Here is a 25,507-nt window from a genome sequence, read left to right on the forward strand (position 1 = left end):
TGAAATTACTGAGTTACCGTTGTTTTCACAGGATCAACCGCACGGCGATTGGTCCCTAAACCCTGCAAATAAGCAATTAAGGCATCTTCTTCAGTCTTGCCTTCTAGCTCTTTCGGTCCGTTAGCAATTTCTTCTTCCGTGTAAGGAACGCCCAAACGGCTCATGGCCCTCATGTGCGCAGAAATATCACCCACATTGCTGGCGGGTGCTTTTGCCAACCATGGATAAGCAGGCATATTGGATTCAGGCACCACGTCACGAGGATTGCGCAAATGAATGCGGTGCCAATCATCAGAATAACGACCACCCACACGAGCCAAATCAGGACCTGTTCTTTTTGAACCCCATAAGAATGGACGATCAAACACAGATTCACCGGCCACGGAGTAAGGACCATAACGCTCAGTTTCTGAACGCAAAGTACGAATATGTTGTGAATGACATCCGACACAACCTTCTCTTTGATACACATCGCGACCTGCTAGGCGAAGTGCTGAGTATGGTGTCACGCCTTCAGCAGGCTTGGTGGTTGAGTGCTGGAAAAACAATGGCACGATCTGTACCAAACCAGCAATGGCCACAACAAATACTGTCATCACAATCAGCCAACCCACATTGGTTTCTAGCGTGTTGTGAGAGAAGAATTTTTTATTATCAGACATGGTATCTCTCCTTTAGCTTAGTGGGCGGTTGCCAAGTTACTGGTTGGGATTGGCGCATCTACAAATTTCTTGTTTTGAATAGTTTTCAAAACGTTGTAGGCCATCACAAACATGCCAAACAAGAAACATACGCCGCCCAATAAACGAATCGCATAGAACGGATAAGTTGCTTTTACAGATTCAACAAAGCTGTAAGTCAAAGTACCATCTACTTGGAAAGCTCTCCACATCAAACCTTGCATCACGCCAGCAATCCACATAGCGGCGATATAAAGAACCACACCAATCGTAGAAATCCAGAAGTGCAATTCAATTAACTTGGTGCTGTGCATTTCTTTTTGACCCACCAAACGTGGAATCAAATAGTACATAGAACCAATCGTAATCATCGCCACCCAACCCAATGCACCAGAGTGCACGTGACCAATGGTCCAGTCTGTGTAGTGCGACAAACTGTTCACAGTCTTGATGGACATCATTGAACCTTCGAAGGTCGACATACCGTAGAAAGACAAAGCGGTGATCAAAAACTTCAAGATTGGATCGCTGCGCAATTTATGCCATGCACCTGACAGAGTCATGATGCCGTTGATCATGCCACCCCATGATGGTGCCAACAAAATCAAAGAGAACACCATGCCCAAAGACTGAGTCCAGTCAGGCAAAGCTGTGTGTTGTAAGTGGTGAGGACCTGCCCACATATAAGTGAAATTCAATGCCCAGAAGTGAACAATTGATAAACGATATGAATAGATTGGACGCTCTGCCTGCTTAGGAATGAAGTAATACATCATGCCCAAGAAACTGGTTGTTAAAAAGAAACCAACTGCATTGTGACCATACCACCACTGAATCATTGCATCTTGTGCACCTGAATATGCAGAGTAAGACTTGAATAGACTGGCTGGCATTTCCAAGTTATTGAAAATGTGCAACATCGCAATCGTCAAGATATACGCGCCAAAGAACCAGTTAGATACATAAATGTGCTTTGTTTTGCGCTTGATCACTGTGCCAAAGAAAACCACAGCGTAAGCAACCCAAACCAAAGTGATCAAAATATCAATCGGCCACTCAAGTTCAGCATATTCTTTTGACGTTGACATACCCAATGGCAATGAAATCGCCGCAGCAACAATCACTGCTTGCCAACCCCAAAATGTGAAGGCGGCCAACTTATCTGAGAACAAACGAACCTGACAGGTGCGCTGCACGATGTAATAAGAAGTTGCGAACAAGGCGCTACCACCGAAGGCAAAAATCACAGCATTGGTGTGCAATGGGCGCAAACGACCATAGCTCAACCAAGGAATGTTCATTGTGATGTCGGGCCAGATCAGCTGTGCAGCCAAAATCACCCCAACCAACATACCAACAATGCCCCAAAGCACTGTTACCAAGGCAAATTGGCGAACAACTTTGTAGTTAAAGTTGTCTTGCGTATTACCCACGGTTAACCCCATGGTTTCTCCCTTACTAGCCTAAAGGCCGATTTATCCTGTTGCAATTATAAAAATTGAAGGGGGGAGAAGACCTTGATGTAGGTCAAGTTTTGGGACTAAAGATTATTCTTTTTGCTTAACTGAAGTACTTGATGATGGTTTGTCCATGACACGATTAGATGAAACATCGTCATCCATCAAAATTGAATGGCCTGGACCTTCCAAATCTTCAAATTGGCCACTTTTTACCGCCCAATACAAAATCAGGATGATCACTGCGATGACGACGAGTGACATTGGGATTAGTAAATAAAGACTTTCCATACAACTAGTCTAGCTCATTCATCATTCAGAAAGCTTATTCACTAATTTTTCTTAAACGCCAAGCATTCAATGTGACGGCTAAAGAGGAGAGGCTCATGCCTATACCAGCAAGCCAAGGATTGACCAAGCCCATCATCGCAACAGGTATGGCAATCACGTTATAAACAAAAGCCCAGATTAGATTTTGGCGCATGATGATTTTGGTTTTATCTGCAAGCTCTAAAGCTTGCGATAAAGGTTTTAATGATTCGGTGGTCAACACAGCATCAGCACCAGCTTGCGCCAATGGCGCACCACTGCCTACTGCAATAGAGACATTGGCCTTTGCTAAAAATGGTGCATCGTTCACACCATCACCAACAGCCCAAACCACTTTCCCCTCTTTTTGCAAAGCATCACTGAATGAAAACTTATCTTCAGGCAATGCCCCACCCCGATGATATTGAATGCCAAAGTAACGAGCCCACCATGTCACCGTTTGTTCATCATCACCTGACAATAGATGAACCTGAATACCTCTTGCTTGAACTTGCTTGATGAATTCCATGGCTCCTGGTCTTGGCGTATCCAGCAAAGCAAATACTGCCAACAATCCTTGGTCATCTTTTAAATACACTAAGCTGGTTTGTTCGTTTTCATGGTTCACTGAAACAGGCTCAAGATTTAACCACTGACGAGCACCCAATTGATAAATGCCTGAACGCAAACCTTTGCCCAATTCACTGACTGGCGCTTCACTCAAGATGATTGGTTGAATGTCTCGTTTTTGTGCAGCTTCTAAAATTGCTAAACCCAAAGGATGCTTTTGCCCAGACTCCATGGCTGCAGCAATTGCCAACACTTGTTGCTCTGTATAGCCCGGGCGCAAAGACAAAATGGCTTTTAACTCAGGATGACCAGTGGTGAGAGTGCCAGTTTTATCAATCACCAAATCTGTTGCCTTGGCCAAAGTCTCCATGACATGACCTCTGACCACCAGTAAACCTAATTTTGTAATGGCCCCTTGAGCCGCAGCCATTGCTGCAGGCGTGGCCAAAGATAAAGCGCATGGGCAACTTGCCACCAACACTGCAACCGCTGTTTCCCAAGCCTTGAGAGGATCTAAGAAATACCAAGCGATCGCAGTAAGCCCTGCTGCTGTCATCAAGAACACCACAAAATAACCAGCCCATTTTTCTGCCAAGCCAACCACTTGGGGCTTTGCCAATAGAGCTTTATCAAGTAATGAAGCAATGCCGGCGATTCTGGTGCCCTGACCCAAAGCTGTGACGCGCATCACGATTGGACTCACAATATTGTGACTTCCTGCATATAGAACATCGCCAATATTTTTAGACACTGGTCGAGATTCTCCAGAAAGAATCGCTTCGTTCAAACTTGCTTCGCCTGAAAGTAAAACGCCATCCACTGGAATCACATCACCAGGCGCAATACGCAATACATCACCAACCACGCATCTGACCACTGGCACTGATTTAATCACTTCAGAATTTGCATAATCTTCAAATCGATCACAAGTAGCAGGCAATTGCTTTGCCAAAGCTTCTGCACCACCTTGAGCATCTTGTCTGGCTAATAACTCTAAATATCTTGCGCCCAGTAAAAATGCAATGAACATGGTGATGGAATCAAAATAACTTTCGCCAACACCAAAGACCAAACTGATGGTTCCTGCTATGAAGGCTAATGCGACTGCAAGCGATACAGGCACATCCATGCCCAGCATGCCTGTCTTTGGAAAGTTTCGAATGCTGTGCCAAGCCACCACGAACATCGGACCCGCAGAGTACAGAACCACAGGAACAGTCAAAGCCCAACTGGTCCAACCCAATAACAACTCTTGCTCAACAAGAAGATCATCGGCGCCTGTGTATGTCGGCCAGGCGTACATCATCACTTGCATCATTCCTAGCACTGCCACACCCAAGCGCATCAACAAATGACGGCGCTCTTTTTTAGCAAGATCAGCACTCATCGATGGCTCAAAGGGCCATGCTTCATATCCAATCTGCTCAACAGAATGAAGTAGTTTTGATAGATGAACTTCTTTGGGATTGAATCTGACCGTAGCTCGCTGAGTCACATAATTGATTTGTACATCTTTAACACCAAACAGTCTTTTTAAGTGTTGCTCATTCAGCCAGACACAGGCAGCACAACGAATCTTTTCTAGACGAAGAGTGGTTTCAAGTTCGCCAGGATATTCTGATGAGACTCGCGTGAATCGATCCATCAAGACTGGATCATCGTATGCCAAAAGAGCATCAGGTACTTGATCAGTCAGTTGACCAACATCATCTGGTTTTTGACCCAGTGGTAAGCGTCGCGCATAAAAGGCTTCTAAACCCTGACCATGGATTGTTTGCGCAATCGCTAAACAACCAGCACAACAAAAGTAACGAGGCGATCCACCAAGCGTTGCCTCATAAAGATTGTCGCTGGTTAAATCGCCGCCGCAGTGATAGCAGTCTTCGATTGAAAGTGGGTTCTCAGGCTTGGTATTCATCTCAGCCTGAGATTCTAGGCTTTCTTTTTACTTATAGGACACTCTATCCAATATTTTTTGTGCATAAATTTGATTTTTACCAATAGATGCAATTGAAATAATCTCTGGCTTGAAGGTTCCCAACTTATTTAATGCTTCATTGCTTGTTTTCACAGACTTCACAACCGGCCACTCATTGTTGCCATCAGCAAAGTATTGTTGAGCAGAATCACTGGCCAAGTATTCAAGGAATTTAATGGCGGCAGCTTTATTGGGGGCATAACTGGCCACAGCACCGCCTGCAATATTCATGTGAACACCTGAAGTTGCCTGATTTGGCCAAATCAAGCCAACCTTAGCCACCATTTGCATGTCTGCAGGCTTGGTTGAACGCATCAAGCGCGCCAAATAGTAGGAGTTGGTCAACGCCACTCCACATTCACCTGAAGCAACAGCTTTGATTTGATCTGTGTCTCCACCTTTAGGCGCACGAGCCATATTCGCCACCATGCCTTTGGCCCAAGCTTCCGTTTTTGCCTCACCCTGACGCTCATACATTGCACCTATCAATGACAACATATAAGGGTGTGAACCTGAACGAGTACAAACCTTGCCTTTATTCACTGGGTCAGCCAATTTTTCATAAGTGTCAACATTGTTTGGGTTCATACTGGCTTTGTTATAAACAATCACGCGTGCTCTACTTGAAAAGCCAAACCATTGACTGCCTTGACCAATGTCATTGGAGCGGAAGTTTTTAGGAATTTTTGTATTCAATACTTTTGATTGAATTGGCTGAAAGAAGCCTTCAATTTCAGCGCGCCAGAGTCTTGCTGCATCAACCAACAAAATCACATCCGCTGGACTATTTTTACCCTCACTGCGCAAACGCTCTAAAAGAGCATTGTCATCAGCCTCAATGCGATTGATCTTGATGCCTGTTTGTTTGGTGAATTCAGCATACAAAGCCTCATCCGTTTGATAATGACGTGCAGAATATAAGTTCAATACCTGAGAAGACTGAGATAATGCCGGTGAGGCAGCAGTTAACCCAACAGTTAGGCCAAAAGCAGAGACAATCGCCAATAGGTATTTTTTAGTTAACAACATATGAATAAGAACTCCGATCAAGACAGTGATTTAAATACAATTGAGAATAATTATCATCTAGATTACCACAATTCTCGAAGAGACTTTTTGACCCTGATCACTTTAGGTGCTCTTAGTATCGGAGGATTGACGTCTTGCTCAAGTATTTCACGCAAAAAACCAGTGATTGGTTTAGCCCTGGGTGGCGGTGCTGCGCGAGGCTTTGCTCATATCGGTGTCATTAAAGCACTCGAATCTCAAGGCATTTTCCCCAACTTGGTGGTTGGCACAAGTGCTGGTAGTGTGATTGCTGCCTTGTACGCATCAGGATACCGAGGCACTGAATTACAAAAAATTGCTTTATCACTAGACGAAGCAGCCATCACTGATTGGGCACTGCCCTTCTCTGGTCGATTTGGCGGAATGATCAAAGGTGATGCACTTCAAGCCATGGTGAATCGCTTGATTAAAAATCAAACGATCGAGAACATGCCCATGCCACTAGGGATTGTTGGCACTGATTTACAAACTGGCAATGGCGTTCTTTTCCAGCGAGGAGATACAGGCCAAGCTGTTCGAGCATCTTGCAGTATTCCAGGAGTTTTCCAACCAACCATCATTCAAGGTCGCGAGTACGTGGATGGCGGCTTGGTATCACCAGTGCCAGTGAGATATGCCAAACAAATGGGTGCTGACATTGTGATTGCAGTCAATATCTCAACCGAACCAAGCTCTCAAGATAGCTCTGGCAGTTTGGGCATCCTTTTACACACAACTTCGATCATGGGTAAAAGTATCAATACTTTTGAATTAGACCTTGCTCAAGTGGTTATTCAGCCGGAATTGAAAAGCATGAGAAGCACTGACTTTAAATCTAGAAATGCGGCAATCTTGGCGGGTGAGGAAGCTGTGATGAAACAAATTTCACAAATTAAGAATACGCTGAGAATGTAACAAGCTCAGCGATGACCAGCTTTAATTAAAGACGACCGGTCTTATCCAAGCGCTCTTGGAAGTCGAGCAACAGTTGTTGACGCTGCTCTTCTGACATCACATCAAAGCCATTGGTGTTCTCAACACGACGTGCACCGTTGTAGCGCTTTTCCCAATAAACCTTGGTCATGTCATCCACGCGAATGGATTTACCTCTCGATGGTGCATGAATGAATTTATTGTCACCAACGTAGATACCCACATGAGAAAAAGCATGACGCATGGTATTAAAGAAAACCAAATCGCCAGGGCGTAACTCTTCTTTACCAATCTCCAAACCAACTTTGCTCATTTGCGCTGATTTGCGTGGCAATAAAAAACCGAAGGTGTCGTTGAATACATAACGCACAAAACCACTGCAATCCAAACCGCTTTGAGGCGTATTACCGCCCCAGCGATAACGCACACCAATTAACTGCATGGCGTTGTTGATCAATGACTCTGTTTTATCAACAACAGCTGTTGAAACTGATGAGACTGATGAGGCAAACGTCTTAGGCAATGGCTCTGCCTCAGTCAAAGACTGAGCAAATACCGGTCCCACTTGAAGGGAACCGAGTAAAACCACGACGGCAAGGAGTTTGCGGTGTATTTTTGACATGGAGGTCAATTATAACCTGAACCTTAGCTTACAAACAAATCTGGGGTTACAGCTCTTGATGCTTGATTTGTTTACCTTTTTTCAATGTAATGACTCGGTGAGACATGGCTTCCACCACCTCAAGGTCATGGCTGATCAAGAGATAAGCCATGTTGTATTTGTGCTGTAAATCAGCCAGCAAGGCCAATATTTGCTTCTGAATCGTGACATCCAAGGCGGATGTTGGCTCATCTAAAACCAGTATTTGAGGTTTTAAGATCAATGCTCGGGCAATCGCAATGCGCTGTCTTTGGCCGCCAGAGAATTCATGGGGATATCTGCTGTAAGCCGTCCGATCCAAGCCAACTTCTTTTAAAACATCGATAACTTTTGCTTTTCTGGCATCCCCCGATAAATCTGGCTGATGCAAAGACAAACCTTCACCCACGATTTGACCCACGGTCATGCGCGGTGACAATGAGCCAAAAGGATCTTGGAAGATCACCTGAAACGAAGCTCTTAGACGACTGCGTTCAGTTGTATTTAACTTGAGCCAATCATGACCCAAGACTTCAACCTGACCAGATACTTTGGCGCCTGTTTGGCCCAACAAATCTAAAAGGGCCATGGCCAAAGTTGATTTGCCCGAACCTGATTCGCCAATCAAACCCAAGGTTTCACCTTGGCGCAATTCAAGGCTCACATCTTTAACAACTTGTTGGTATTCACGTTTCCATAAATCAGAAAAATGAAAACCTCTGATGAATTGAGCAATACCTCGGCCGAAGTTTCCACCAAACGTGCCCTTGCCTGCTTGAGGATAAGCAACACTGACCTGCTCTGCTTTTAGCAACACTGGAGCGATTGGCACCAAAGGTAAGACGTTGCGCACTGGCTTACTGTTGACCAAGCTGTTGGTGTAAGGATGATCCGGATGGCTAAAAACTTCTTCGGTAGATTTGCATTCTAATAACTTGCCTTGGTACATCACTGCCACACGGTCGGCAAAATGACGCACCATATTCAAATCATGAGTGATCAAAATCACAGCCATACCGCCATGTGACTTAGCGTCCTCTTGCAAATCTTTTAATAAATCCAAGATTTGAATCCGCAAGCTAGGATCCAATGCAGTGGTTGGTTCATCCGCAATCAATAGTCTTGGTTTACAAGCCAAGGCCATCGCAATCATGGCGCGTTGACGTTGTCCGCCAGAGAGTTGGTGTGGGTAATATGAAAAACGTTCTGCGGCCTGAGGAATCCCTGTTCTTTCAAGAAGCTCTATCGCACGCTGTTGGCAAACAGAATTGCTCAAAGTGGGTTCGTGACACTGGACCGCTTCTATGATTTGGTTGCCCACTGTGTAAAGTGGGTTCAAAGCAGTCATGGGTTCTTGAAAAATCATGGCAATGTCTTTGCCACGAATACTGCGCATTTCAGCTTCACTCAATGCCAATAAGTTTTGCGACTTCTGATTAATTTGACAATTGATTTCACCTGTGATGTTCGCGCCTTCAGGCAAGAGTCCCATGATGGATAAACCGGTCAAGGTTTTACCGGAACCAGACTCTCCAACAATCGCAATTCTTTCACCAGCATTGATTTTTAAACTGAAGTCGCTGATGACAGTTTTTCGACCAAAACTCAGATTCAGCTGCTTGATATCAATCAAGTTGAAATCCTGTTGGCTCATGGCGTCACCTTCACTGCTTTCGCACGGCGCGTGTCAAAAGCATCACGCATGGCATCACCCATGAATGTCAACAACATCAAAGTTCCGGCCAACACCAAAAAGGTCGATAAAGAAATCCACCAAGCATCTAAGTTGGCTTTGCCCTGAGCCAATAACTCACCCAAGCTGGCCTGATCTGCAGGAACACCCAAACCTAAAAAGTCCAAACTCGTCAAAGCCAAAATGGCGCCACTCATGCGGAATGGTAAAAATGTGATCACGGGCGTTAAGCTGTTTGGCAGAATGTGGCGCCACATGATTTGTTGACTGGATAAACCCAGTGCTTGAGCTGCTCTGACATATTCCAAAGATCTGTTTTTCAAGAACTCTGCACGGACATAGTCCGATAAACCCATCCAGCCGAAAAGAGACAACAAGATGATTAAAAGACCAACACTGGGGGCAAAGATCGATGCAAAAATGATCAACAAATAGAGCTCAGGCATGGAACTCCAAACTTCAATGATTCTCTGAGAAACCAAATCCACTTTGCCACCAAAGTAACCCATCACTGCGCCAGTCAGCACACCAATGGCCACACCGATGATGGTGAGACACAAACCAAACAAGACTGATAAGCGAAAACCGTAAATCAGCCTCGCCACCACATCCCTGCCTCGATCATCAGTACCCAGTAAATTGTCTCGCGATGGAGAGGCTGGGTTTGGTTCCTTGGCAAAGTAATTGAGTGTGTCGTAACGATAGGTGATCAATGGATAAATCGCCCAGTTACCTTTTTGACTGAATGTGTTTTTAATGTCAGGGTCTAGGTAATCCGTCGGCGTTGGGAAGTCTCCACCAAAAGTGGTTTCCGGATAGTCCTTCACAATCGGCGCATACAAACTCCCTTGGTAGCTGACCAAGATGGGTCGATCATTGGCAATCAGTTCTGCAAATAAACTCAGTACGAACAAACCGGTGAAAATCCACAAACTCCAGTAGCCCAAACGATTGGCCTTGAATCTAGCCCATTGATCACTTTCTCGCAATTGCTTAAGCCATCCCTTTTTCATGATCGACCTCCTGACTGGCTGTCAAACTGAATACGAGGATCTACCAAGACATAAGCAATGTCAGAAATTAATTTGGTGAATAAACCAATCAAGGTAAATAAATACAAAGTACCTAACACCACTGGATAGTCTCTTTTCATGACGGCTTCATAAGATAAGAGTCCCAAGCCATCCAGAGAGAATAAAGTTTCAATTAACAGTGAACCCGTGAAGAAGGCTCCAATGAACGCGGATGGGAAACCTGTGACCAAAGGAATCATTGCATTACGGAACACATGCTTCCAAAGCACTTTGTCTTCACTCAAACCTTTGGCTCTGGCAGTGATCACATATTGTTTACGTATCTCTTCTATAAAAGAATTCTTGGTGAGCATGGTGATGACGGCAAAGTTACCCAACACAGATGCCGTGATCGGTAAAACCAAATGCCAAAAGTAATCCATGACTTTGCCAATCAAACTGAGCTCTGCCCAGTTATCTGAGGTCAAGCCTCTCAAGGGGAATAACTGGAAGAAACTACCACCACCGAACAGCACCAGCAATAGAACACCCAATACAAATCCTGGAATCGCGTAACCAATCAAAATCACCACACTCGTTGCTGTATCAAAACGAGTACCAGCACGCACCGCTTTTTTAATGCCGAGTGGGATTGATATCAAATAAGTGATCAAAAATGTCCACAGTCCCAAACTGATCGAGACAGGCATTTTTGATAGAACAAGATCTCCCACACTTTTGTGTTGGTAATAACTTTGGCCTAAATCAAACATGGCAAAGCGGCCCAGCATATTGATGTAACGCTCCCAAAGAGGTTGATCAAATCCATACAAGGCTTTAATTTCTTTCAGACGCTCTTCATCAATGCCTTGGCGACCGCGATAAAAGTTACCACCACCTGACGATTCAACTGCAGCCACACTGGCATCACCCCGACCTTTGAGCTCGAGCATCATCTGTTCAACAGGACCGCCTGGTACAAATTGAATCACCGCAAATGTCAAAGTGATGACGCCCAACAGTGTTGGAATCATCAATAAGATTCTTCGAGCAATGTATCTCCACAAAGCACTGTTCATCGCCCAGCTCCTGCTTGAGAATTTGATGGAGGATTGCGCCACCAAGTGGAAAGAATCCATGATTCAGCTGCGAAATAATTAGGCGGTATTGAAAACCCCATATCTGATTTATATGCCACGCGATGCGTGGCACTGTACCAATGCGGCACGATGTAATAGCTGTGAGTCAATACTCTGTCCAAGGCTCTGGTGGCTGTGATGAGATCTTTTCTGGTCTGCGCCTTCACAATCGATGAGATCAAAGCATCAACCACTGGAGATTGCACCCCAAGAATATTGTCTGAGCCTTTGGTTGTGGCAGATTGACTGCCATAGCGATCCCATAATTCATTGCCAGGACTTTGCGAGTCAGGGAACTTCATGCTGGTCATTTGAAAATCAAATTCTTCTAATCGTTTTTGATACAAAGCGTAATCAGTGGTTCTGATATCCACTTTCATGCCAAGCTTTTCAAGATTACGCACATACGCAGATACCAAACGAGACATGGCGCCACCATCGTCCATGAACTCAAAACGGAATGCTTGTCCTTGGGCATTTCTTAAAGCGCCATCTTTGTAAACCCAGCCAGCTTGTGCCAGTAACTCTCTGGCTTTTCTGAGGTTTTGGCGCAAGCTTGAAGGTTCTTCAGTGGTTACAGGCAAGAGCATTGGGCCCAATGCATTCTTTGGGAAATGCTGAGGATAGGCTTTTTGCAAAGGCTCTAATAATTTTCGTTCTTGGGCACTTGGCAAACTACCAGCTTCAAAAGAGGCGCCCAACTCACTGTTCGAGAAGTAGCTATCAATGCGATGGTATTGGCCATAAAAGAGTTGGCGGTTCATCCACTCAAAATCTAAGGCCAAGGTCAAAGCTTGGCGAACACGCTGGTCTTTGAATATAGGATGACGCGTGTTCATCACAAAGCCTTGCATCCCTGCTCCATTGCGATGCTGGAAATGTTGTTTCTTTAAAGTGCCATCTCTGAATTTAGGTCCAACATAACTCTTGGCCCAGTTCTTGGCGCGGTACTCAACCAATGTGTCGAACTCACCTGCTTTAAAAGCTTCTATTCTTGCTGTGTCATCTTTGTATAAACGGTAAGAAACTTTTTCAAAGTTAAAAAAGCCAACACGTACATTCAGTTTGGCGCCCCAATACTCTGGGTTTTTCTTGAATACGATGTTTTTACCAATGTCATAGCTCTCAATCAAGTATGGGCCACTGGCAATTGGTTTTTCAAAAGTGAATTGATTGAATGGCTTTCCGGCGCCCTGCGCATCCTTGCCCCATTTTTCTGAGAAGATGGGCATTGATCCAACCAAAAGTGGCAACTCGGTATTTTTACGATGAAAGTCAAAACGAATCACTCGCTCAGACAGGATCACAGCTTGTTTGACATCCGCATAAACCGTTCTAAATTGCGGACTGGCCAATTTACTCATCAGAGTGTCAAAGGAGTATTTAACGTCTTTGGCCAATACCGGAGAATTGTCATTAAAGCGGGCCAATGGGTTTAAGCGAAAGGTCACACTTAATTCATCTTTGGCCAAATTAACATCTTCTGCCAAAAGTCCATAAGAAGATGCCACTTCATCAGCGCTGCCAATCAACAAGCTTTCAAACATCAATTGAGCAACGCCTGGTGCAGCAACACCCTTCATTGAAAAAGGGTTAAATTTGTCGAAACTGGTCCTGCGGTCAGGATTAGGCAGATACAAAGTTCCGCCCTGGGGAGCATTTGGATTCACATATGAAAAATGCTTAAAGCCAGGGGGATATTGCAAGTCGCCATACTGGGCAAAGCCGTGGGCGGCCAATGCACCTGTTGAGACACTCCACCCCGCCAAAACTGACAAGCTTAAAATGAGGGGTAAAAGTAAGGGTCTAATCATCTGCATGTGTGACAATTGTAATTAGACATTCACAAATTCAGCAAAAAGAAAAAAGGAAGCAAAAATGGGTTTCTTAACCGGTAAAAAAATCGTCCTAACAGGTCTACTTTCTAACCGTTCAATCGCTTATGGCATTGCCAAGGCTTGCCACCGCGAAGGCGCAGAATTAGCCTTCACCTACGTGGGCGATCGTTTTAAAGACCGAATCACCGAATTTGCCGCTGAATTCAATAGCACTCTGATTTTTGACTGTGATGTGGGCAGTGATGAGCAAATTGACAAGCTTTTTGCCGATTTATCAGCCACATGGCCTAAATTCGACGGTTTGATCCACTCCATTGGCTTTGCCCCACGCGAAGCCATCGCCGGTGACTTCTTAGACGGTCTTTCAAGAGAGTCTTTCAAGATTGCTCATGACATCTCAGCCTATAGCTTCCCTGCAATGGCCAAAGCTGCGCTACCGATGTTGAACGACAAGTCAGCTTTATTGACTTTGACTTACCTTGGCTCACAAATGGTGGTGCCTAACTACAACACCATGGGCTTGGCAAAAGCATCACTTGAAGCCAGCGTGCGTTACTTGGCTAATTCAGTAGGCCCTAAAGGTGTTCGTTGTAACGGCATCTCTGCAGGACCGATCAAAACTTTGGCTGCTTCAGGCATCAAAGGTTTTGGCAAGATTTTGGATTTCGTAGAGGCAAATGCCCCTTTGCGTCGCAACGTGACTGTAGAAGATGTTGGTAATGCTGCTGCATTCTTAATGTCTGATCTAGCAAGCGGCATCACTGGCGAAATCACCTACGTGGACGGAGGCTTTAGCCACGTTGTAGGCGGTATGGCAGAGGCTGAGTAAGCCATCCATTAAAAACACAGGGGCGTATAATGACGCTCTTGCACGGAGAGATGGATGAGTGGTTTAAGTCACACGCCTGGAAAGCGTGCGTAGGTTCATAGCCTACCGCGGGTTCGAATCCCGCTTTCTCCGCCAGTTATTAGGTGAACCAAGGGGCTGACCCGTTCAGCCCCTGTTACCGAGATTCATTCAATCCCAGGATAAATAAAGCTGCGGACACCCGCCTTAGAACGTTAGGGATAGTTTTTGCAAATTACTCCCTCAACCAAGTTTTAATAGCAAGGGCAAGTTCAGGATGAGTGGTCTTAGAGGGTGTCGTTTTTACTGCTGAAAGCAGGCTCGTTAATGAGTTCTTATTTGGCTCTATTGGACCAAAGAAAAGTACATCCGTCTCATCAAAAATGATCACCGTTGGGAATGTTTCAATTTCTATTTCATCGGTTAAGGATTCAAAATCATTGATATCTATCCAATTGATATCAAATCCTGAGAGATCATTTAAAGTAACTTTATAGCTTCTACATACACTGCACCAATCAGCACAAACAACAAGTATCTTAATAGCTCCAGATTCCTCTGATTTGACTGGGCACGTCATGACTTGGCTTTTAATTTACAATTATTCATGGTTAAAAATGCAATCATTCTGTTCAGTCATGGTGCCCGCGACCCAAGGTGGAAAGAACCCATCATCAATGTTCAGAAATTAATTCAAGCTCAAAATCCTGAGGTGATTGTTGAGCTCGCCTTCTTGGAGCTAATGTCCCCAACATTGAGCGAATGTATTGAAGAAATCATCTCAAAAGAAATTTATCAAATGACTCTTGTGCCAATATTTTTTGGGCAAGGCGGTCACATCAGAGAAGATTTACCTAAACTTCTTGCAGCTTGCAGCCAGAAATACCCCCAAATGGATTTAACCGTAAAGCCTGCTGTTGGTGAGGACATCGGAGTTTTGCAAGCGATTGCCAAATACTGCGCCGACCAGTAATAAGGCAGGCGACTCTGAATTAAACCAATTTATGGCTTGCCCTTGAGACATCTCATCGAGAGTCAAAGCCAAGGAACGCTCTTTCAGAGTACTGATTGATTCAATGATTTGTACAGGCGTTGATTTTGGTCTGCCTTGCTTTAGCAATTGCTCGGCTAATTGAACTGAATTAGAACGCCCCATGTAAATCACTAAAGTATCAGCATTCGGCAATGACGCCTCTTGTTCATTTTCTGCTTTGACTTGCGTATAAAACGCCACACTCCTTGAAACACCTCTTAGAGTCAAAGATTGTTTTAGTGATGCTGAAGCTGCCAAAGCAGCTGTAATGCCTGGGACTACTTCTACATCAACCCCGGAGCTTTCTAAAGCAGTAATTTCTTCATCAGCGCGCCCGAAAATCATCGGATCTCCGCCTTTGAGTCGAATAATGTGCTTGTACTTTCTACTTGCATCAATCAAGCGCTTATTGATAAAGGATTGAGCGGCTGAATGTCTGCCACAACGTTTACCAACAGGAACCAAGATGGCTTGGCTGCAATAATCAAGCATTGCAGGGTCAACCAAAGCATCATGAAAAACAATTTCAGCCGCTTGCAATAACTTCATTCCACGAACAGTGATTAAATCAGCGGCGCCAGGGCCTGCACCGACCAAATAAACCTTCCCTATTGATTGGTTCATTTACAGTGCCTCCCGAATCATTCCAGCAGCCACAGTATGATTGGTTGCCTCATCGATCAAAACGAATGATCCCGTAGCCAAGGACTCATCAAATAAATCAGCAGCAATCGGTTTTTGCAAGGCAAGCTCTACTTGGCCAATCATGTTGACACCCAATGAATTTCCCTCAACACCTTGTGACAAAGTTTCAATATCTAAAATCTGAATAATATTTTTTACTTTTGCAAATACTGTATTAGTCGTATGCCTTAATATGTACTTTCTTGATGTAGATAAGGCATCTTGATCTAACCAACAAATATCAGCAATTAGTTGCCTGCTCAAAAGATCTGAAGCATTGTCTTGCGCAACAATCATGTCACCGCGCGACACATCCACATCTTCGACAAAAGTCATAGCAATTACATCCCCGGCTGTTGCCACATCAACGCTTTGGTTTTGCTTAAAGCTATCAATGCCATTGGAAATATAAATCTCTGCAACGGTGGCTGATGAGCCCGCCGGAAGAATCGTCACCGATTGACCTTGACGAATTTCACCTGACTCAATCCTGCCAAGATAACCTCTGAAATCCTCTGCAGCACTGCCATCTTGTCTAGCCACATATTGCACCGGAAATCTCAAATTCTTTTCTAATATCTCAGATGAAATATCAAGGCCCTCTAACCAAGCAAGCAAGGTTGGCCCTTGATACCAATTGAAATGCTTTGAAGGATTGACAATATTGTCTCCAAGCAAAGCCGATACTGGAAAAACTTGAGGTGTTGGTAATTTCAAGGTCTTTGCTAAATTTAGAATTTCTTCTTTAATTTTTATGAAAACTTCTTCATCAAAATTCAACAAGTCAATTTTGTTCACAGCAACGGCAATATGCTTTAACCCCAACATTTTCACAATCGCAGCATGACGCTTGGTTTGTGCCAACAAACTGATATTGGCTGTACTGGTATCTAGACGGGTGGCATCTACTAATAAAATAGCCACATCGGCTTGTGAAGCGCCCGTGACCATATTGCGAGTGTATTGCTCATGACCTGGAGCATCAGCGACGATGAATTTCCTTTTAATTGTTGAAAAATAACGGTATGCAACATCAATGGTGATGCCCTGCTCACGCTCAGCCTCAAGACCATCAGTTAATAGAGCTAAATCGATGGCAGCATCAGACGCTGTCACTCGAGAATGCTTTGTTTTAGAGAGCGCCTGAATCTGATCAGTCAAAACCGCTTTGGTGTCATAGAGCAGACGACCAATTAAAGTACTCTTGCCGTCATCCACACTGCCACAAGTGATGAATCTAACCACACCATGAATGTTTTTATCTTGAGTATGATTCATTAGAAATATCCCTCCTTTTTACGGCGCTCCATCGAAGCCTCACTGGTTTGATCATCCATGCGAGTGGCACCACGTTCAGTGATTTCTGAAAGCACTGTTTCAGCAATGATTTTTTCAGGCGTATTGGCCTCACTTAATACTGGGCATGTGCAACTGATGTCACCTACTGTACGGAAACGAACACTCAGTAATTCGCTAGTCTCATCTGATCCCTTTGGCGTTATTGGCGTAACTGGTACCAGTAATCCATTTTTCTTAACAACTTCACGTTGATGTGCGTAGTAAATGCTTGGGAGCGCCAAATTTTCTCGTGCGATGTACTGCCAAACATCCAGTTCTGTCCAATTTGAAATTGGAAAAACTCGCATGTTTTCGCCTTTTGAGATTCGCGCATTGTATAAATTCCAAAGCTCCGGTCTTTGTGCTTTTGGATCCCATTGACCGAATTCATCGCGGAATGAAAAGATTCTCTCTTTAGCCCTGGCCTTCTCTTCGTCACGTCTTGCACCACCCATCAAGGCATCAAACTCGTGTTTTTCAATTGCCTCTAAAAGAGTGGTTGCCTGCGCCGCATTTCGAGAATCAGTACTTTTTCTTAATTTAACACTGCCTTTTTTAATGGATTCCTCAACATACTCAACAATCAGATCTGCTCCTGTTTGCTGAACAATTTCATCTCTAAATTGAATGACTTCTGAGTAGTTATGGCCAGTATCAATGTGCAACAAAGGAAACGGCAAACGAATAGGGCGAGCGCCAAAGCGGAATGCTTTTCTAGCCAAATGAAACATCACAATTGAATCTTTTCCGCCAGAAAACAACATAGCAGGACGACTGGCTTGAGCAATCAGCTCACGAATAATATAAATGGACTCAGCCTCTAGCCAATCCAAATGCTCATTGTGTAATTGTGTTTGTTCTTGTGTCATGATTTTTATTTCAGATGCAAACCGCACTCTTTACTTTCTTTGTTTAACCACCACCAACGCCCTGCCCTCAAATCTTCATCGGCACGAATAGCTCTCGTACAAGGCTCACAACCTATGCTGGGATAGCCCTTTTGATGCAATGGATGCAATGGGACCTTTTGCCAAGCCAAATAAGCCCACAATTCATCATCAGTCCAATCAAAAATCGGATTGAATTTTGGGATACCTCTAACTTCATCTAGCTCCTGAAACGCCAATTCATTCCTGGTCACTGATTGCGAGCGCCTTAAACCTGTGATCCAAGCATCGGCGCCATTCAAGCTCAACTCAAGTGGCTTCACTTTTCTGACATAACAACAGTTCTTCTTGGCTTCTTCGCTGTCATAAAAGCCATTCAAGCCATGCTGAGCTATGAATGCTTGAACATCTTGAGCTTGAGGCTCTACCGCATCAATTGAGAGACCATAGTGGTTTTCAACGGTCTTTTTCATCGCAATGGTTTCAGCGTGAAGACGACCCGTCAAGAGAGTGAAAATATGAATCGACTTAGCACTTTTTGCAATTCCATCAGTCACTGCCATGTCCTCAGCAGCCAAACTGGTTGCAAAGCGAACATCACCATATTGACCGCTGATGTTTGTCAGACGCTCTTCCAAATTGTTTTGTAACTTTGAAAGATGACTTTCAGGCAACTCTACTTTTGGAATCTGCCACAAATCACTATTACTTAACATGACTACCTCTGCCCAATTGGTCACGGCTTGCGCGCCAGTCGTTTTGTAGTCGATGATGAATGATTTCAAATTGCTCTAGGGCAACTGCTTCACTTTGATCTGCTCTCAATAAGAAGCTATCAAAACCTACTTTTGCCATTTGTAACAGTTGATCAATTAGTACATCACCAATCGCTCGTAACTCACCCTGCCAACCCAATCTTTCTCTGAGTATGGCTGCGTGACTGAAACCTCGGCCATCTCTAAAAATAGGGAAATCGACAGCGATGATCGACCAAAATTTCAATCCCGCCAGAATCACATCTCGATGAGCAGTCAAATCAGCATCACTGGCAAACCAGACACCTAATTCACCCGCCAAATACTTGGCCTGAATATCTGCAGACCCTGAATGATCAAGCCAATACTGAAATGGCACCAAATAGGGGCCCGTACCCAAAGGTTCTTGCGTATCCACAGGAAGAATTTGCCATTGGTTTTCTGCAAGCTGGGCAACCCCACCCTTCTGATAATGTATGAGCTTAGCCATTTGCATCTTCTCCAATTTTGTTGTTTTTATCTTTTTTCTCTTTATTGGCGTAGACCCTGGTTTTAAATGGCTCTACTCCCACGCGACGATAGGTCTGGATGAATGATTCTTCGGGCTCACGCAATTCAATGTAGACCTGAATCAAGTCACTGATGACATCAGGCATATCACTGGCAAAGAATGAGGGGCCAATCACTTTGCCGATGGCGGCTTGCAGTCCTTGCTCACCACCCAAAGTAACTTGATACCATTCCTGACCATCTTTATCGACACCCAAAATGCCAATATTGCCAACGTGGTGATGACCGCAAGAATTAATGCACCCTGAAATATTGAGTGTAATGTCACCAATATCAAATAGATAATCTAAGTCATCAAATCTCTTTTGAATGTCATTCGCAATTGGAATAGATTTGGCATTTGCCAACGAACAGAAATCTCCACCAGGGCAGGCAATGATGTCCGTTAGTAAGCCAATATTAGGTAAAGCCAAGCCTAACGATTTGGCTTCTTTCCACAACTCATATAAACGCGTTTCCTCAACATCTGCCAAGACCAAATTTTGCTCGTGGGTTGAGCGTATCAAACCAAAACTGTATTGATCTGCCAAATTAGAAATTTTGATCATCTGAGATGAATCAATATCTCCAGGCGCAACAGTTCCATGGGGTTTTAAAGACAACAAAACACTGGCATAGCCTGAGATTTGATGTTTTTTAACGTTTCTCTCAAGCCAACGAGTGAACGATGTTCTCTCTGATTCAGGAGCTTGTAAAACAATCGCGCCCTCATTCAAAGATGGAAGAGTTTTATAAGCGGGCTTAACAAAATACTGAGCAACTTGATTCCACTCTTCTTGGGTGAAAGCTTGGTGGCCACCCTGCCAAAATTGATACTCTTCATTCACTTGACGAGTGAATTCCTCAACCCCAAGAGCTTTCAGGAGAATCTTAATTCTGGCTTTATATAAATTATCACGACGTCCATGCAGGTTATAAACACGCAGGACTGCAGATATATAGTTTGGTAACTCTTGCCAAGGTAAACCATATTGAATAATGGTTCCAATAATGGGTGTACGACCCATTCCACCGCCGACCAAAACATCAGCAACCAACTCACCCTTTTCATTATTTCTCAAGAAAAGGCCTAAATCATGAGCCGCAACAATCGCACGATCCTCTTTGGAAGAGCTGACTGCAATCTTGAATTTTCTTGGGAGAAAGGCAAACTCTGGATGAAGCGTTGACCATTGACGCAATAACTCACAAATCGGTCGAGGATCAACAATTTCATCGGCTGCAACACCAGCGAATGGATCACTGGTGATATTGCGAACACAGTTACCAGATGTCTGGATGGCATGCATTTGCACACTGGCCAAATCTGCCAGTATTTCTGGGGTTTCTTCTAGCTTAAGCCAGTTAAATTGGATGTTTTGACGGGTTGTGAAATGCCCATAGCCACGATCATATTTATCAGCAATCTTGGCAAACATGCGCATTTGTTGACTATTGAACAGACCATACGGGATCGCAATCCGCAACATGTAGGCATGACGCTGTAAATAAAGTCCATTTTGCAGGCGCAAAGGACGAAACTCTTCTTCAGGAAGCGTGCCTTGCAAACGTCTTTCAACTTGACCTCTGAACTGCTTGACGCGATCATCAACAATGCTTTGATCAATGGGGTTGTATTGGTACATGATTATTTTTCCATTCAATCAAGATTCAACGAATGCTCGTTCATACACGTAGTCACCTAAGCGACCAAGACTTGGTGAAACCTTGAAGCCTTTGGCATCGAGCATTTCTGAGATCTCTTTGAGCATCGATGGGCTGCCGCAAATCATGCCGCGATCATTCGCCGGATCCAATGGTGGCAAACCAATGTCTTTGAACAACTGACCATTTTCAATCGCAGTGGTTAAGCGACCCGTGTGCTTGAATGCTTCTCTTGTGACTGTTGGGTAGTAGATCAATTTCTCACGAACCATCTCACCCAAGAACTCATCATTGGGTAATTCGTTCTTGATGTAATCTTCATAAGCCAACTCGCTGACCAAACGCACACCATGAATCAACACCACTTTTTCAAAGCGTTCATAAGTGTCAGGATCGCGGATGATGCTCATGAATGGCGCTAAACCTGTGCCTGTGCTGAACAAGTACAGATTCTTACCAGGATTCAAATCATCAATCACCAAAGTACCCACAGACTTTTCACTGACCAAAATAGGATCCCCTACTTTGATATTTTGAAGACGTGATGTCAGTGGGCCGTTTTCAACTTTGATACTTAAGAATTCGAGGTGCTCCTCGTAATTGGCACTCGCCACACTGTAAGCTCTTGTCAAAGGCTTTCCATCAACCTCCAAGCCAATCATCAAGAAATGGCCATTGCGAAAGCGCAAGCCTTTATTTCTGGTGGTAGTGAAACTAAATAGTGTGTCGTTCCAATGCTTAACGCTCAGGACTGTTTCATTTGAATACTTAGCCATCTTTTAAGTCACACCAAAATTTTGTATAAATTAAACGCACTTAAAGTTGAAATCAGTAAACCTACTGAAAGCAACAAAAATCTAACGGATAAGCGGCTGGTTAAATAAGCTGCAAAAGGTGCAGCAAATAATCCACCGAAGACCAAGCCGGCTACTAAAACCCAATGATCAACGCCACCCAATAATAGAAAACTAGTTCCAGTTGCTAACGCCACAAAAAATTCAGCTGTATTGACAGTTCCGATTGTTTTGCGAGGATTGTTACCCTGACCAATGAGAGATGATGTGACAACTGGTCCCCATCCACCACCGCCTACCGCATCAAGAAAACCGCCACTCACCGCAAGCTTTCTTACATGCTTAAGCTCGTGAGATGCTTTTTCTTGTCTTGTCTTAAATGCTTTTCTTAAAATGATGATGCCCATTACTAAAAGATATGCAGTAATAAAAGGCTTTAATAATTTCCCATCAATCGATGTTAGAAAAACAACTCCGATTACGCCACCAAGAACGCCAGGAATAACGATTTTTTTAAATAAATTTTTGTCTACATTCCCGAATCTAATGTGTGATACACCTGAAAATGCTGTGGTAAATATTTCTGCGACATGAACAGCCCCAGATGCTGCAACAGGTGACGCTCCAATTCCCAAAAGAAATGAGTTAGAAGTTATTCCATAGGCCATTCCTAGCGCGCCATCAACAATTTGTGCCGCCAAACCCACACCAACAGCAAGCCAAAAATATTCCGATGTCAATAAAGCTGCCAATGAAGTAGCAAGAGAATGTCTGACATGATGATCCGCCTGACTGAACCAGTAGCCTAAGAGAGACATTGCAACTAAAAAGCTAAACAGGACAATACGGCGATCAATACTGAATAAGGCCCCACCCTTTTCAATCGGGGGAAGTCCAATGGCCAGATGCTCTTGATTTTCTGGCGTATCTGAAATATCTGTATGTCTATTTGTTCGCATAGCCCTAACCCTTTAACTTGAATGGTTAGAACTATATGGAACTTAAGTTATTACGTAAAATAATAATTAATTGTTATTCAATTACTTTTAGTAATATAAATAAAGTTATGGTATTAATGCAAAATGCCCTCAATTTGAATCAAATGAGGGCATTTTCTCTAGCTAGAAAAGATAATTTTTACTTTTCCACAAACGCTCTTTCGTAAACGTAGTCGCCTAATTGGCCAAGGCTAGGTGAAACCTTGAAACCTTTGGCATCAAGCATTTCTGAAATCTCTTTGAGCATTGATGGGCTGCCGCAAATCATGCCGCGATCATTCGCCGGATCCAATGGTGGTAAACCAATGTCTTTGAACAACTGACCATTTTCAATCGCAGTAGTTAAACGACCTGTGTGCTTGAATGCCTCTCTTGTGACTGTTGGGTAGTAGATTAGTTTTTCGCGAACCATCTCACCCAAGAATTCGTCATTCGGTAATTCGTTCTTGATGTAATCTTCATAAGCCAACTCGCTGACCAAACGCACTCCATGAATCAACACCACTTTTTCAAAGCGTTCATAAGTGTCAGGGTCGCGGATGATGCTCATGAATGGAGCTAGGCCTGTGCCTGTGCTGAACAAGTAAAGATTCTTACCAGGATTCAAATCATCAATCACCAAAGTACCCACAGACTTTTCACTGACCAAAATAGGATCGCCTACTTTGATATTTTGAAGACGTGAAGTTAATGGGCCGTTTTCAACTTTGATACTTAAGAACTCGAGATGTTCTTCGTAGTTGGCGCTCGCCACACTGTAGGCTCTCACCAAAGGCTTGCCTTCAACTTCCAAACCAATCATCAAGAAATGACCATTGCGAAAGCGCAGACTTTTATTTCTGGTGGTGGTGAAGCTAAATAATGTGTCGTTCCAATGCTTAACGCTCAGAACTGTTTCGGTGTTGTAACTGGCCATGGTTTTATGCTCTAGGTTTCTTGGGATTCTTGTAACCTAGTATTTTAAACGCTTCGGCACGTCTCATCTGAGTTACGTCGCAGATTGACCGAAAGATAAGGCTTTATTTGATTTGGATCAGTGCTGGGCTTGCCACGCAGCAATGCCTGCTTTGGCCACTTCAGCATCTTGGCTTGATTTAACACCAGAAACCCCAATCGCCCCAATCGTCTGACCTTCATGAACAATGTTCACGCCACCTTCTAACATGCCCTGCAAAACAGGTACTGATAAATAAGCAATGCGCCCACCATTGATCATGTCTTCGTAGGCTTTGCTTTCTTTTCTGCCCAAAGCTGAAGATCGGGCTTTTTCTTGAGCAATCGAAGCTGAGACAGCCGGACAGTCATCTCTTCTGGTGAAACCTAATAGATGACCGCCATCATCCACAACCGCAATGGAAACAGCGAATTGATTTTTTTCTGCAAAATCATTCGCTGCTTGCAACAACACATCAACGTCTGCTTTGGTGAGGTATGGTTTTTGTTTCATGTCTCCTCCATCCCCAATCTTTTAAAGCAATAAGTCTTGTGCTGCCACAACTCCACTACCTTTTAACTTGATGCCAAATGCTTTCATACCCATTTCGCAACCACTCAATGCGCCCAACAAGGCCAACTCATTACAGTCGCCCAAGTGGCCAATGCGGAACATCTTGCCTTTGACTTTGCCAAGACCTGTGCCCAATGAAAGGTTGTATCTTTCGTGAATCAATTTTCTTAACTTGTCAGCATCAACACCTTCAGGTGTGACCACACCAGTCAATACAGGTGAGTAAACGGCTGGGTCTTTACATTGAACCTCTAAGCCCCATACTTCAACGGCTGCACGACATGCTTTGGCCAAACGTTGATGACGCGCAAACACATTGTCTAGACCTTCAGTCAAAATCATATCCAAGGCTTCATGCAAACCGTACAACAAATTAGTAGACGGTGTGGTTGGCCAGTAGCCAGTTTTATTGGACTCTAGAATCTCGTCCCATGCCCAAAATGCTTTTGGTAGTTTTGCTGTTTTATTAGCTTCTAATGCTTTTGGTGACAAAGCATTGAAACCCAAACCTGGTGGCAACATCAAACCTTTTTGTGAACCACTCACTGTCACATCAACACCCCACTCATCATGGCGGTAATCAGCTGATGCCAAACCTGAAATCGTATCAACCATCAATAAAGCAGGATGCTTGGCAGCATCGATGGCTTTTCTAACCGCTGCAATGTTTGAAGTCACACCAGTGGATGTTTCGTTATGAACCACGCACACTGCTTTGATTTGGTGTGAAGTGTCAGCCTTTAAACGCTCTTCGATCATGGCTGCATCAACACCATAGCGCCAACCCTCTGCACCTGGCTTACCTAAGAATTCTGTTTTGATGCCCAAACGATCAGCCAACTTTTGCCACAAAGTAGCGAATTGACCAGTTTCATACATCAACACGTGGTCACCGGCTGACAAAGTATTGACCAAAGCTGCTTCCCATGCACCTGTTCCAGATGATGGGTAAATGATCACAGGATGCTTAGTCTTGAAAATCTTCTGCATGTCCGCCAATAACTTCAGACCCAACTGACCAAACTCAGGACCACGGTGGTCGATGGTTTGAAAGCTGATTGCTCTTAATACACGTGCCGGCGCAGGACTTGGGCCTGGGATGTGCAAAAAGTGGCGTCCAGAGGAATGATTATCAAGTTTTAGCATGTTTGGT

The 25,507-nt window shown here is 44.0% G+C and carries 25 protein-coding genes and 1 tRNA gene; 4 read left to right on the top strand and 22 right to left on the bottom strand.

Annotation, left to right across the window (positions count from 1 at the left end; translation table 11 throughout):
- Positions 1-5 precede the first annotated feature (5 nt).
- The 5 genes from ccoO to ICE88_RS01135 form a co-directional block, all read right to left on the bottom strand.
- Positions 6-662: a cytochrome-c oxidase, cbb3-type subunit II gene (gene ccoO, locus ICE88_RS01115; protein ID WP_216248545.1), complete on the bottom strand. Its 657-nt coding sequence runs from the start codon at positions 660-662 to the stop codon at positions 6-8.
- Between the two features lie 17 nt (positions 663-679).
- The gene (gene ccoN / locus ICE88_RS01120) at positions 680-2,125 is read right to left on the bottom strand and encodes a cytochrome-c oxidase, cbb3-type subunit I (protein WP_216248547.1); all 1,446 of its coding nucleotides are present in this window, start codon (positions 2,123-2,125) and stop codon (positions 680-682) included.
- A 102-nt stretch (positions 2,126-2,227) separates the two neighbouring features.
- On the bottom strand, positions 2,228-2,428 hold the full coding sequence (ccoS, locus tag ICE88_RS01125) for a cbb3-type cytochrome oxidase assembly protein CcoS (protein ID WP_216248548.1): 201 nt from the start codon (positions 2,426-2,428) through the stop codon (positions 2,228-2,230).
- A 34-nt stretch (positions 2,429-2,462) separates the two neighbouring features.
- Positions 2,463-4,934, bottom strand: a complete 2,472-nt coding sequence (locus ICE88_RS01130; protein WP_216248551.1) for a heavy metal translocating P-type ATPase — start codon at positions 4,932-4,934, stop codon at positions 2,463-2,465.
- A gap of 27 nt (positions 4,935-4,961) precedes the next feature.
- Complete coding sequence (locus tag ICE88_RS01135) at positions 4,962-6,023, bottom strand: extracellular solute-binding protein (protein ID WP_216248553.1); 1,062 nt, start codon at positions 6,021-6,023, stop codon at positions 4,962-4,964.
- Between the two features lie 96 nt (positions 6,024-6,119).
- Between ICE88_RS01135 and ICE88_RS01140 the strand changes: the two genes are divergently transcribed.
- Positions 6,120-6,956, top strand: coding sequence for a patatin-like phospholipase family protein (locus tag ICE88_RS01140; RefSeq protein WP_370624442.1), 837 nt, complete (start codon positions 6,120-6,122; stop codon positions 6,954-6,956).
- Positions 6,957-6,981: 25 nt separating this feature from the next.
- Here the strand turns inward: ICE88_RS01140 and ICE88_RS01145 are convergent, their stop codons facing one another.
- From ICE88_RS01145 to ICE88_RS01165, 5 genes are read right to left on the bottom strand one after another with little or no spacing between them, the layout of a single operon-like run.
- A complete protein-coding gene (locus ICE88_RS01145; RefSeq protein WP_216248557.1) occupies positions 6,982-7,596 on the bottom strand; it encodes a C40 family peptidase in 615 nt (204 codons plus the stop codon).
- 46 nt (positions 7,597-7,642) lie between these two features.
- A complete protein-coding gene (locus ICE88_RS01150) occupies positions 7,643-9,268 on the bottom strand; it encodes an ABC transporter ATP-binding protein (protein ID WP_216248559.1) in 1,626 nt (541 codons plus the stop codon).
- Positions 9,265-10,320: an ABC transporter permease gene (locus tag ICE88_RS01155; RefSeq protein WP_216248564.1), complete on the bottom strand. Its 1,056-nt coding sequence runs from the start codon at positions 10,318-10,320 to the stop codon at positions 9,265-9,267. Before ICE88_RS01155 ends, ICE88_RS01150 begins: the two co-directional genes overlap by 4 nt.
- On the bottom strand, positions 10,317-11,399 hold the full coding sequence (locus ICE88_RS01160; protein WP_089516478.1) for a microcin C ABC transporter permease YejB: 1,083 nt from the start codon (positions 11,397-11,399) through the stop codon (positions 10,317-10,319). The genes ICE88_RS01155 and ICE88_RS01160 overlap by 4 nt, the downstream gene beginning before the upstream one ends.
- A complete protein-coding gene (locus ICE88_RS01165; protein ID WP_216248566.1) occupies positions 11,396-13,279 on the bottom strand; it encodes an extracellular solute-binding protein in 1,884 nt (627 codons plus the stop codon). Before ICE88_RS01165 ends, ICE88_RS01160 begins: the two co-directional genes overlap by 4 nt.
- A gap of 58 nt (positions 13,280-13,337) precedes the next feature.
- On the opposite strand from ICE88_RS01165, the gene fabI reads away from it, so the two are divergent.
- Together fabI and ICE88_RS01175 are read left to right on the top strand one after the other, a co-directional pair.
- On the top strand, positions 13,338-14,126 hold the full coding sequence (gene fabI / locus ICE88_RS01170; RefSeq protein ID WP_216248568.1) for an enoyl-ACP reductase FabI: 789 nt from the start codon (positions 13,338-13,340) through the stop codon (positions 14,124-14,126).
- Positions 14,127-14,170: 44 nt separating this feature from the next.
- Positions 14,171-14,261, top strand: a tRNA-Ser gene (locus ICE88_RS01175).
- Positions 14,262-14,379: 118 nt separating this feature from the next.
- Here the strand turns inward: ICE88_RS01175 and ICE88_RS01180 are convergent.
- Positions 14,380-14,724, bottom strand: a complete 345-nt coding sequence (locus tag ICE88_RS01180) for a hypothetical protein (protein WP_216248570.1) — start codon at positions 14,722-14,724, stop codon at positions 14,380-14,382.
- A gap of 27 nt (positions 14,725-14,751) precedes the next feature.
- Between ICE88_RS01180 and ICE88_RS01185 the strand changes: the two genes are divergently transcribed.
- A complete protein-coding gene (locus tag ICE88_RS01185; RefSeq protein WP_216248572.1) occupies positions 14,752-15,117 on the top strand; it encodes a sirohydrochlorin chelatase in 366 nt (121 codons plus the stop codon).
- Here ICE88_RS01185 and cobA read toward each other — a convergent pair.
- From cobA to ICE88_RS01240, 11 genes are all read right to left on the bottom strand, one after another.
- On the bottom strand, positions 15,043-15,789 hold the full coding sequence (cobA, locus tag ICE88_RS01190; RefSeq protein WP_216251698.1) for a uroporphyrinogen-III C-methyltransferase: 747 nt from the start codon (positions 15,787-15,789) through the stop codon (positions 15,043-15,045). The genes ICE88_RS01185 and cobA overlap by 75 nt on opposite strands.
- Before the next feature lie 12 nt (positions 15,790-15,801).
- Positions 15,802-17,139: a sulfate adenylyltransferase subunit 1 gene (locus ICE88_RS01195; RefSeq protein ID WP_216248574.1), complete on the bottom strand. Its 1,338-nt coding sequence runs from the start codon at positions 17,137-17,139 to the stop codon at positions 15,802-15,804.
- Complete coding sequence (gene cysD, locus ICE88_RS01200; RefSeq protein WP_216248576.1) at positions 17,139-18,068, bottom strand: sulfate adenylyltransferase subunit CysD; 930 nt, start codon at positions 18,066-18,068, stop codon at positions 17,139-17,141. Before cysD ends, ICE88_RS01195 begins: the two co-directional genes overlap by 1 nt.
- A 5-nt stretch (positions 18,069-18,073) precedes the next feature.
- Positions 18,074-18,802 (bottom strand): phosphoadenylyl-sulfate reductase, encoded by a 729-nt coding sequence (locus ICE88_RS01205; protein ID WP_216248579.1) that lies wholly within the window; start codon positions 18,800-18,802, stop codon positions 18,074-18,076.
- Positions 18,792-19,331: a DUF934 domain-containing protein gene (locus ICE88_RS01210; RefSeq protein WP_216248581.1), complete on the bottom strand. Its 540-nt coding sequence runs from the start codon at positions 19,329-19,331 to the stop codon at positions 18,792-18,794. The genes ICE88_RS01205 and ICE88_RS01210 overlap by 11 nt, the downstream gene beginning before the upstream one ends.
- Positions 19,324-21,036: a nitrite/sulfite reductase gene (locus ICE88_RS01215; RefSeq protein ID WP_216248583.1), complete on the bottom strand. Its 1,713-nt coding sequence runs from the start codon at positions 21,034-21,036 to the stop codon at positions 19,324-19,326. The genes ICE88_RS01210 and ICE88_RS01215 overlap by 8 nt, the downstream gene beginning before the upstream one ends.
- A gap of 18 nt (positions 21,037-21,054) precedes the next feature.
- Positions 21,055-21,831, bottom strand: a complete 777-nt coding sequence (locus ICE88_RS01220) for a ferredoxin--NADP reductase (protein ID WP_216248585.1) — start codon at positions 21,829-21,831, stop codon at positions 21,055-21,057.
- 8 nt (positions 21,832-21,839) lie between these two features.
- Positions 21,840-22,808: a sulfite exporter TauE/SafE family protein gene (locus tag ICE88_RS01225; RefSeq protein ID WP_216248587.1), complete on the bottom strand. Its 969-nt coding sequence runs from the start codon at positions 22,806-22,808 to the stop codon at positions 21,840-21,842.
- A gap of 178 nt (positions 22,809-22,986) precedes the next feature.
- Positions 22,987-23,763, bottom strand: coding sequence for a ferredoxin--NADP reductase (locus ICE88_RS01230; protein WP_215291451.1), 777 nt, complete (start codon positions 23,761-23,763; stop codon positions 22,987-22,989).
- Positions 23,764-23,880: 117 nt separating this feature from the next.
- On the bottom strand, positions 23,881-24,294 hold the full coding sequence (locus tag ICE88_RS01235) for a heme-binding protein (RefSeq protein ID WP_216248589.1): 414 nt from the start codon (positions 24,292-24,294) through the stop codon (positions 23,881-23,883).
- Positions 24,295-24,315: 21 nt separating this feature from the next.
- Positions 24,316-25,500 carry an alanine--glyoxylate aminotransferase family protein gene (locus ICE88_RS01240; protein WP_216248591.1) on the bottom strand — a complete coding sequence of 395 codons (1,185 nt, stop codon included), beginning with the start codon at positions 25,498-25,500 and terminating at the stop codon, positions 24,316-24,318.
- Between the last annotated feature and the right edge of the window lie 7 nt (positions 25,501-25,507).

The organism is Polynucleobacter sp. AM-26B4, from assembly GCF_018882285.1.
Classification (GTDB): domain Bacteria; phylum Pseudomonadota; class Gammaproteobacteria; order Burkholderiales; family Burkholderiaceae; genus Polynucleobacter.

What these genes read in the sequence shown, in the direction of transcription:
- ccoO (WP_216248545.1), bottom strand. Translation starts at nt 662, where the DNA reads ATGTCTGATAATAAAAAATTCTTCTCTCACAACACGCTAGAAACCAAT.
- ccoN (WP_216248547.1), bottom strand. Translation starts at nt 2,125, where the DNA reads ATGGGGTTAACCGTGGGTAATACGCAAGACAACTTTAACTACAAAGTT.
- ccoS (WP_216248548.1), bottom strand. Translation starts at nt 2,428, where the DNA reads ATGGAAAGTCTTTATTTACTAATCCCAATGTCACTCGTCGTCATCGCA.
- ICE88_RS01130 (WP_216248551.1), bottom strand. Translation starts at nt 4,934, where the DNA reads ATGAATACCAAGCCTGAGAACCCACTTTCAATCGAAGACTGCTATCAC.
- ICE88_RS01135 (WP_216248553.1), bottom strand. Translation starts at nt 6,023, where the DNA reads ATGTTGTTAACTAAAAAATACCTATTGGCGATTGTCTCTGCTTTTGGC.
- ICE88_RS01145 (WP_216248557.1), bottom strand. Translation starts at nt 7,596, where the DNA reads ATGTCAAAAATACACCGCAAACTCCTTGCCGTCGTGGTTTTACTCGGT.
- ICE88_RS01150 (WP_216248559.1), bottom strand. Translation starts at nt 9,268, where the DNA reads ATGAGCCAACAGGATTTCAACTTGATTGATATCAAGCAGCTGAATCTG.
- ICE88_RS01155 (WP_216248564.1), bottom strand. Translation starts at nt 10,320, where the DNA reads ATGAAAAAGGGATGGCTTAAGCAATTGCGAGAAAGTGATCAATGGGCT.
- ICE88_RS01160 (WP_089516478.1), bottom strand. Translation starts at nt 11,399, where the DNA reads ATGAACAGTGCTTTGTGGAGATACATTGCTCGAAGAATCTTATTGATG.
- ICE88_RS01165 (WP_216248566.1), bottom strand. Translation starts at nt 13,279, where the DNA reads ATGCAGATGATTAGACCCTTACTTTTACCCCTCATTTTAAGCTTGTCA.
- fabI (WP_216248568.1), top strand. Translation starts at nt 13,338, where the DNA reads ATGGGTTTCTTAACCGGTAAAAAAATCGTCCTAACAGGTCTACTTTCT.
- ICE88_RS01180 (WP_216248570.1), bottom strand. Translation starts at nt 14,724, where the DNA reads ATGACGTGCCCAGTCAAATCAGAGGAATCTGGAGCTATTAAGATACTT.
- ICE88_RS01185 (WP_216248572.1), top strand. Translation starts at nt 14,752, where the DNA reads ATGGTTAAAAATGCAATCATTCTGTTCAGTCATGGTGCCCGCGACCCA.
- ICE88_RS01195 (WP_216248574.1), bottom strand. Translation starts at nt 17,139, where the DNA reads ATGAATCATACTCAAGATAAAAACATTCATGGTGTGGTTAGATTCATC.
- cysD (WP_216248576.1), bottom strand. Translation starts at nt 18,068, where the DNA reads ATGACACAAGAACAAACACAATTACACAATGAGCATTTGGATTGGCTA.
- ICE88_RS01205 (WP_216248579.1), bottom strand. Translation starts at nt 18,802, where the DNA reads ATGTTAAGTAATAGTGATTTGTGGCAGATTCCAAAAGTAGAGTTGCCT.
- ICE88_RS01210 (WP_216248581.1), bottom strand. Translation starts at nt 19,331, where the DNA reads ATGGCTAAGCTCATACATTATCAGAAGGGTGGGGTTGCCCAGCTTGCA.
- ICE88_RS01215 (WP_216248583.1), bottom strand. Translation starts at nt 21,036, where the DNA reads ATGTACCAATACAACCCCATTGATCAAAGCATTGTTGATGATCGCGTC.
- ICE88_RS01220 (WP_216248585.1), bottom strand. Translation starts at nt 21,831, where the DNA reads ATGGCTAAGTATTCAAATGAAACAGTCCTGAGCGTTAAGCATTGGAAC.
- ICE88_RS01225 (WP_216248587.1), bottom strand. Translation starts at nt 22,808, where the DNA reads ATGCGAACAAATAGACATACAGATATTTCAGATACGCCAGAAAATCAA.
- ICE88_RS01230 (WP_215291451.1), bottom strand. Translation starts at nt 23,763, where the DNA reads ATGGCCAGTTACAACACCGAAACAGTTCTGAGCGTTAAGCATTGGAAC.
- ICE88_RS01235 (WP_216248589.1), bottom strand. Translation starts at nt 24,294, where the DNA reads ATGAAACAAAAACCATACCTCACCAAAGCAGACGTTGATGTGTTGTTG.
- ICE88_RS01240 (WP_216248591.1), bottom strand. Translation starts at nt 25,500, where the DNA reads ATGCTAAAACTTGATAATCATTCCTCTGGACGCCACTTTTTGCACATC.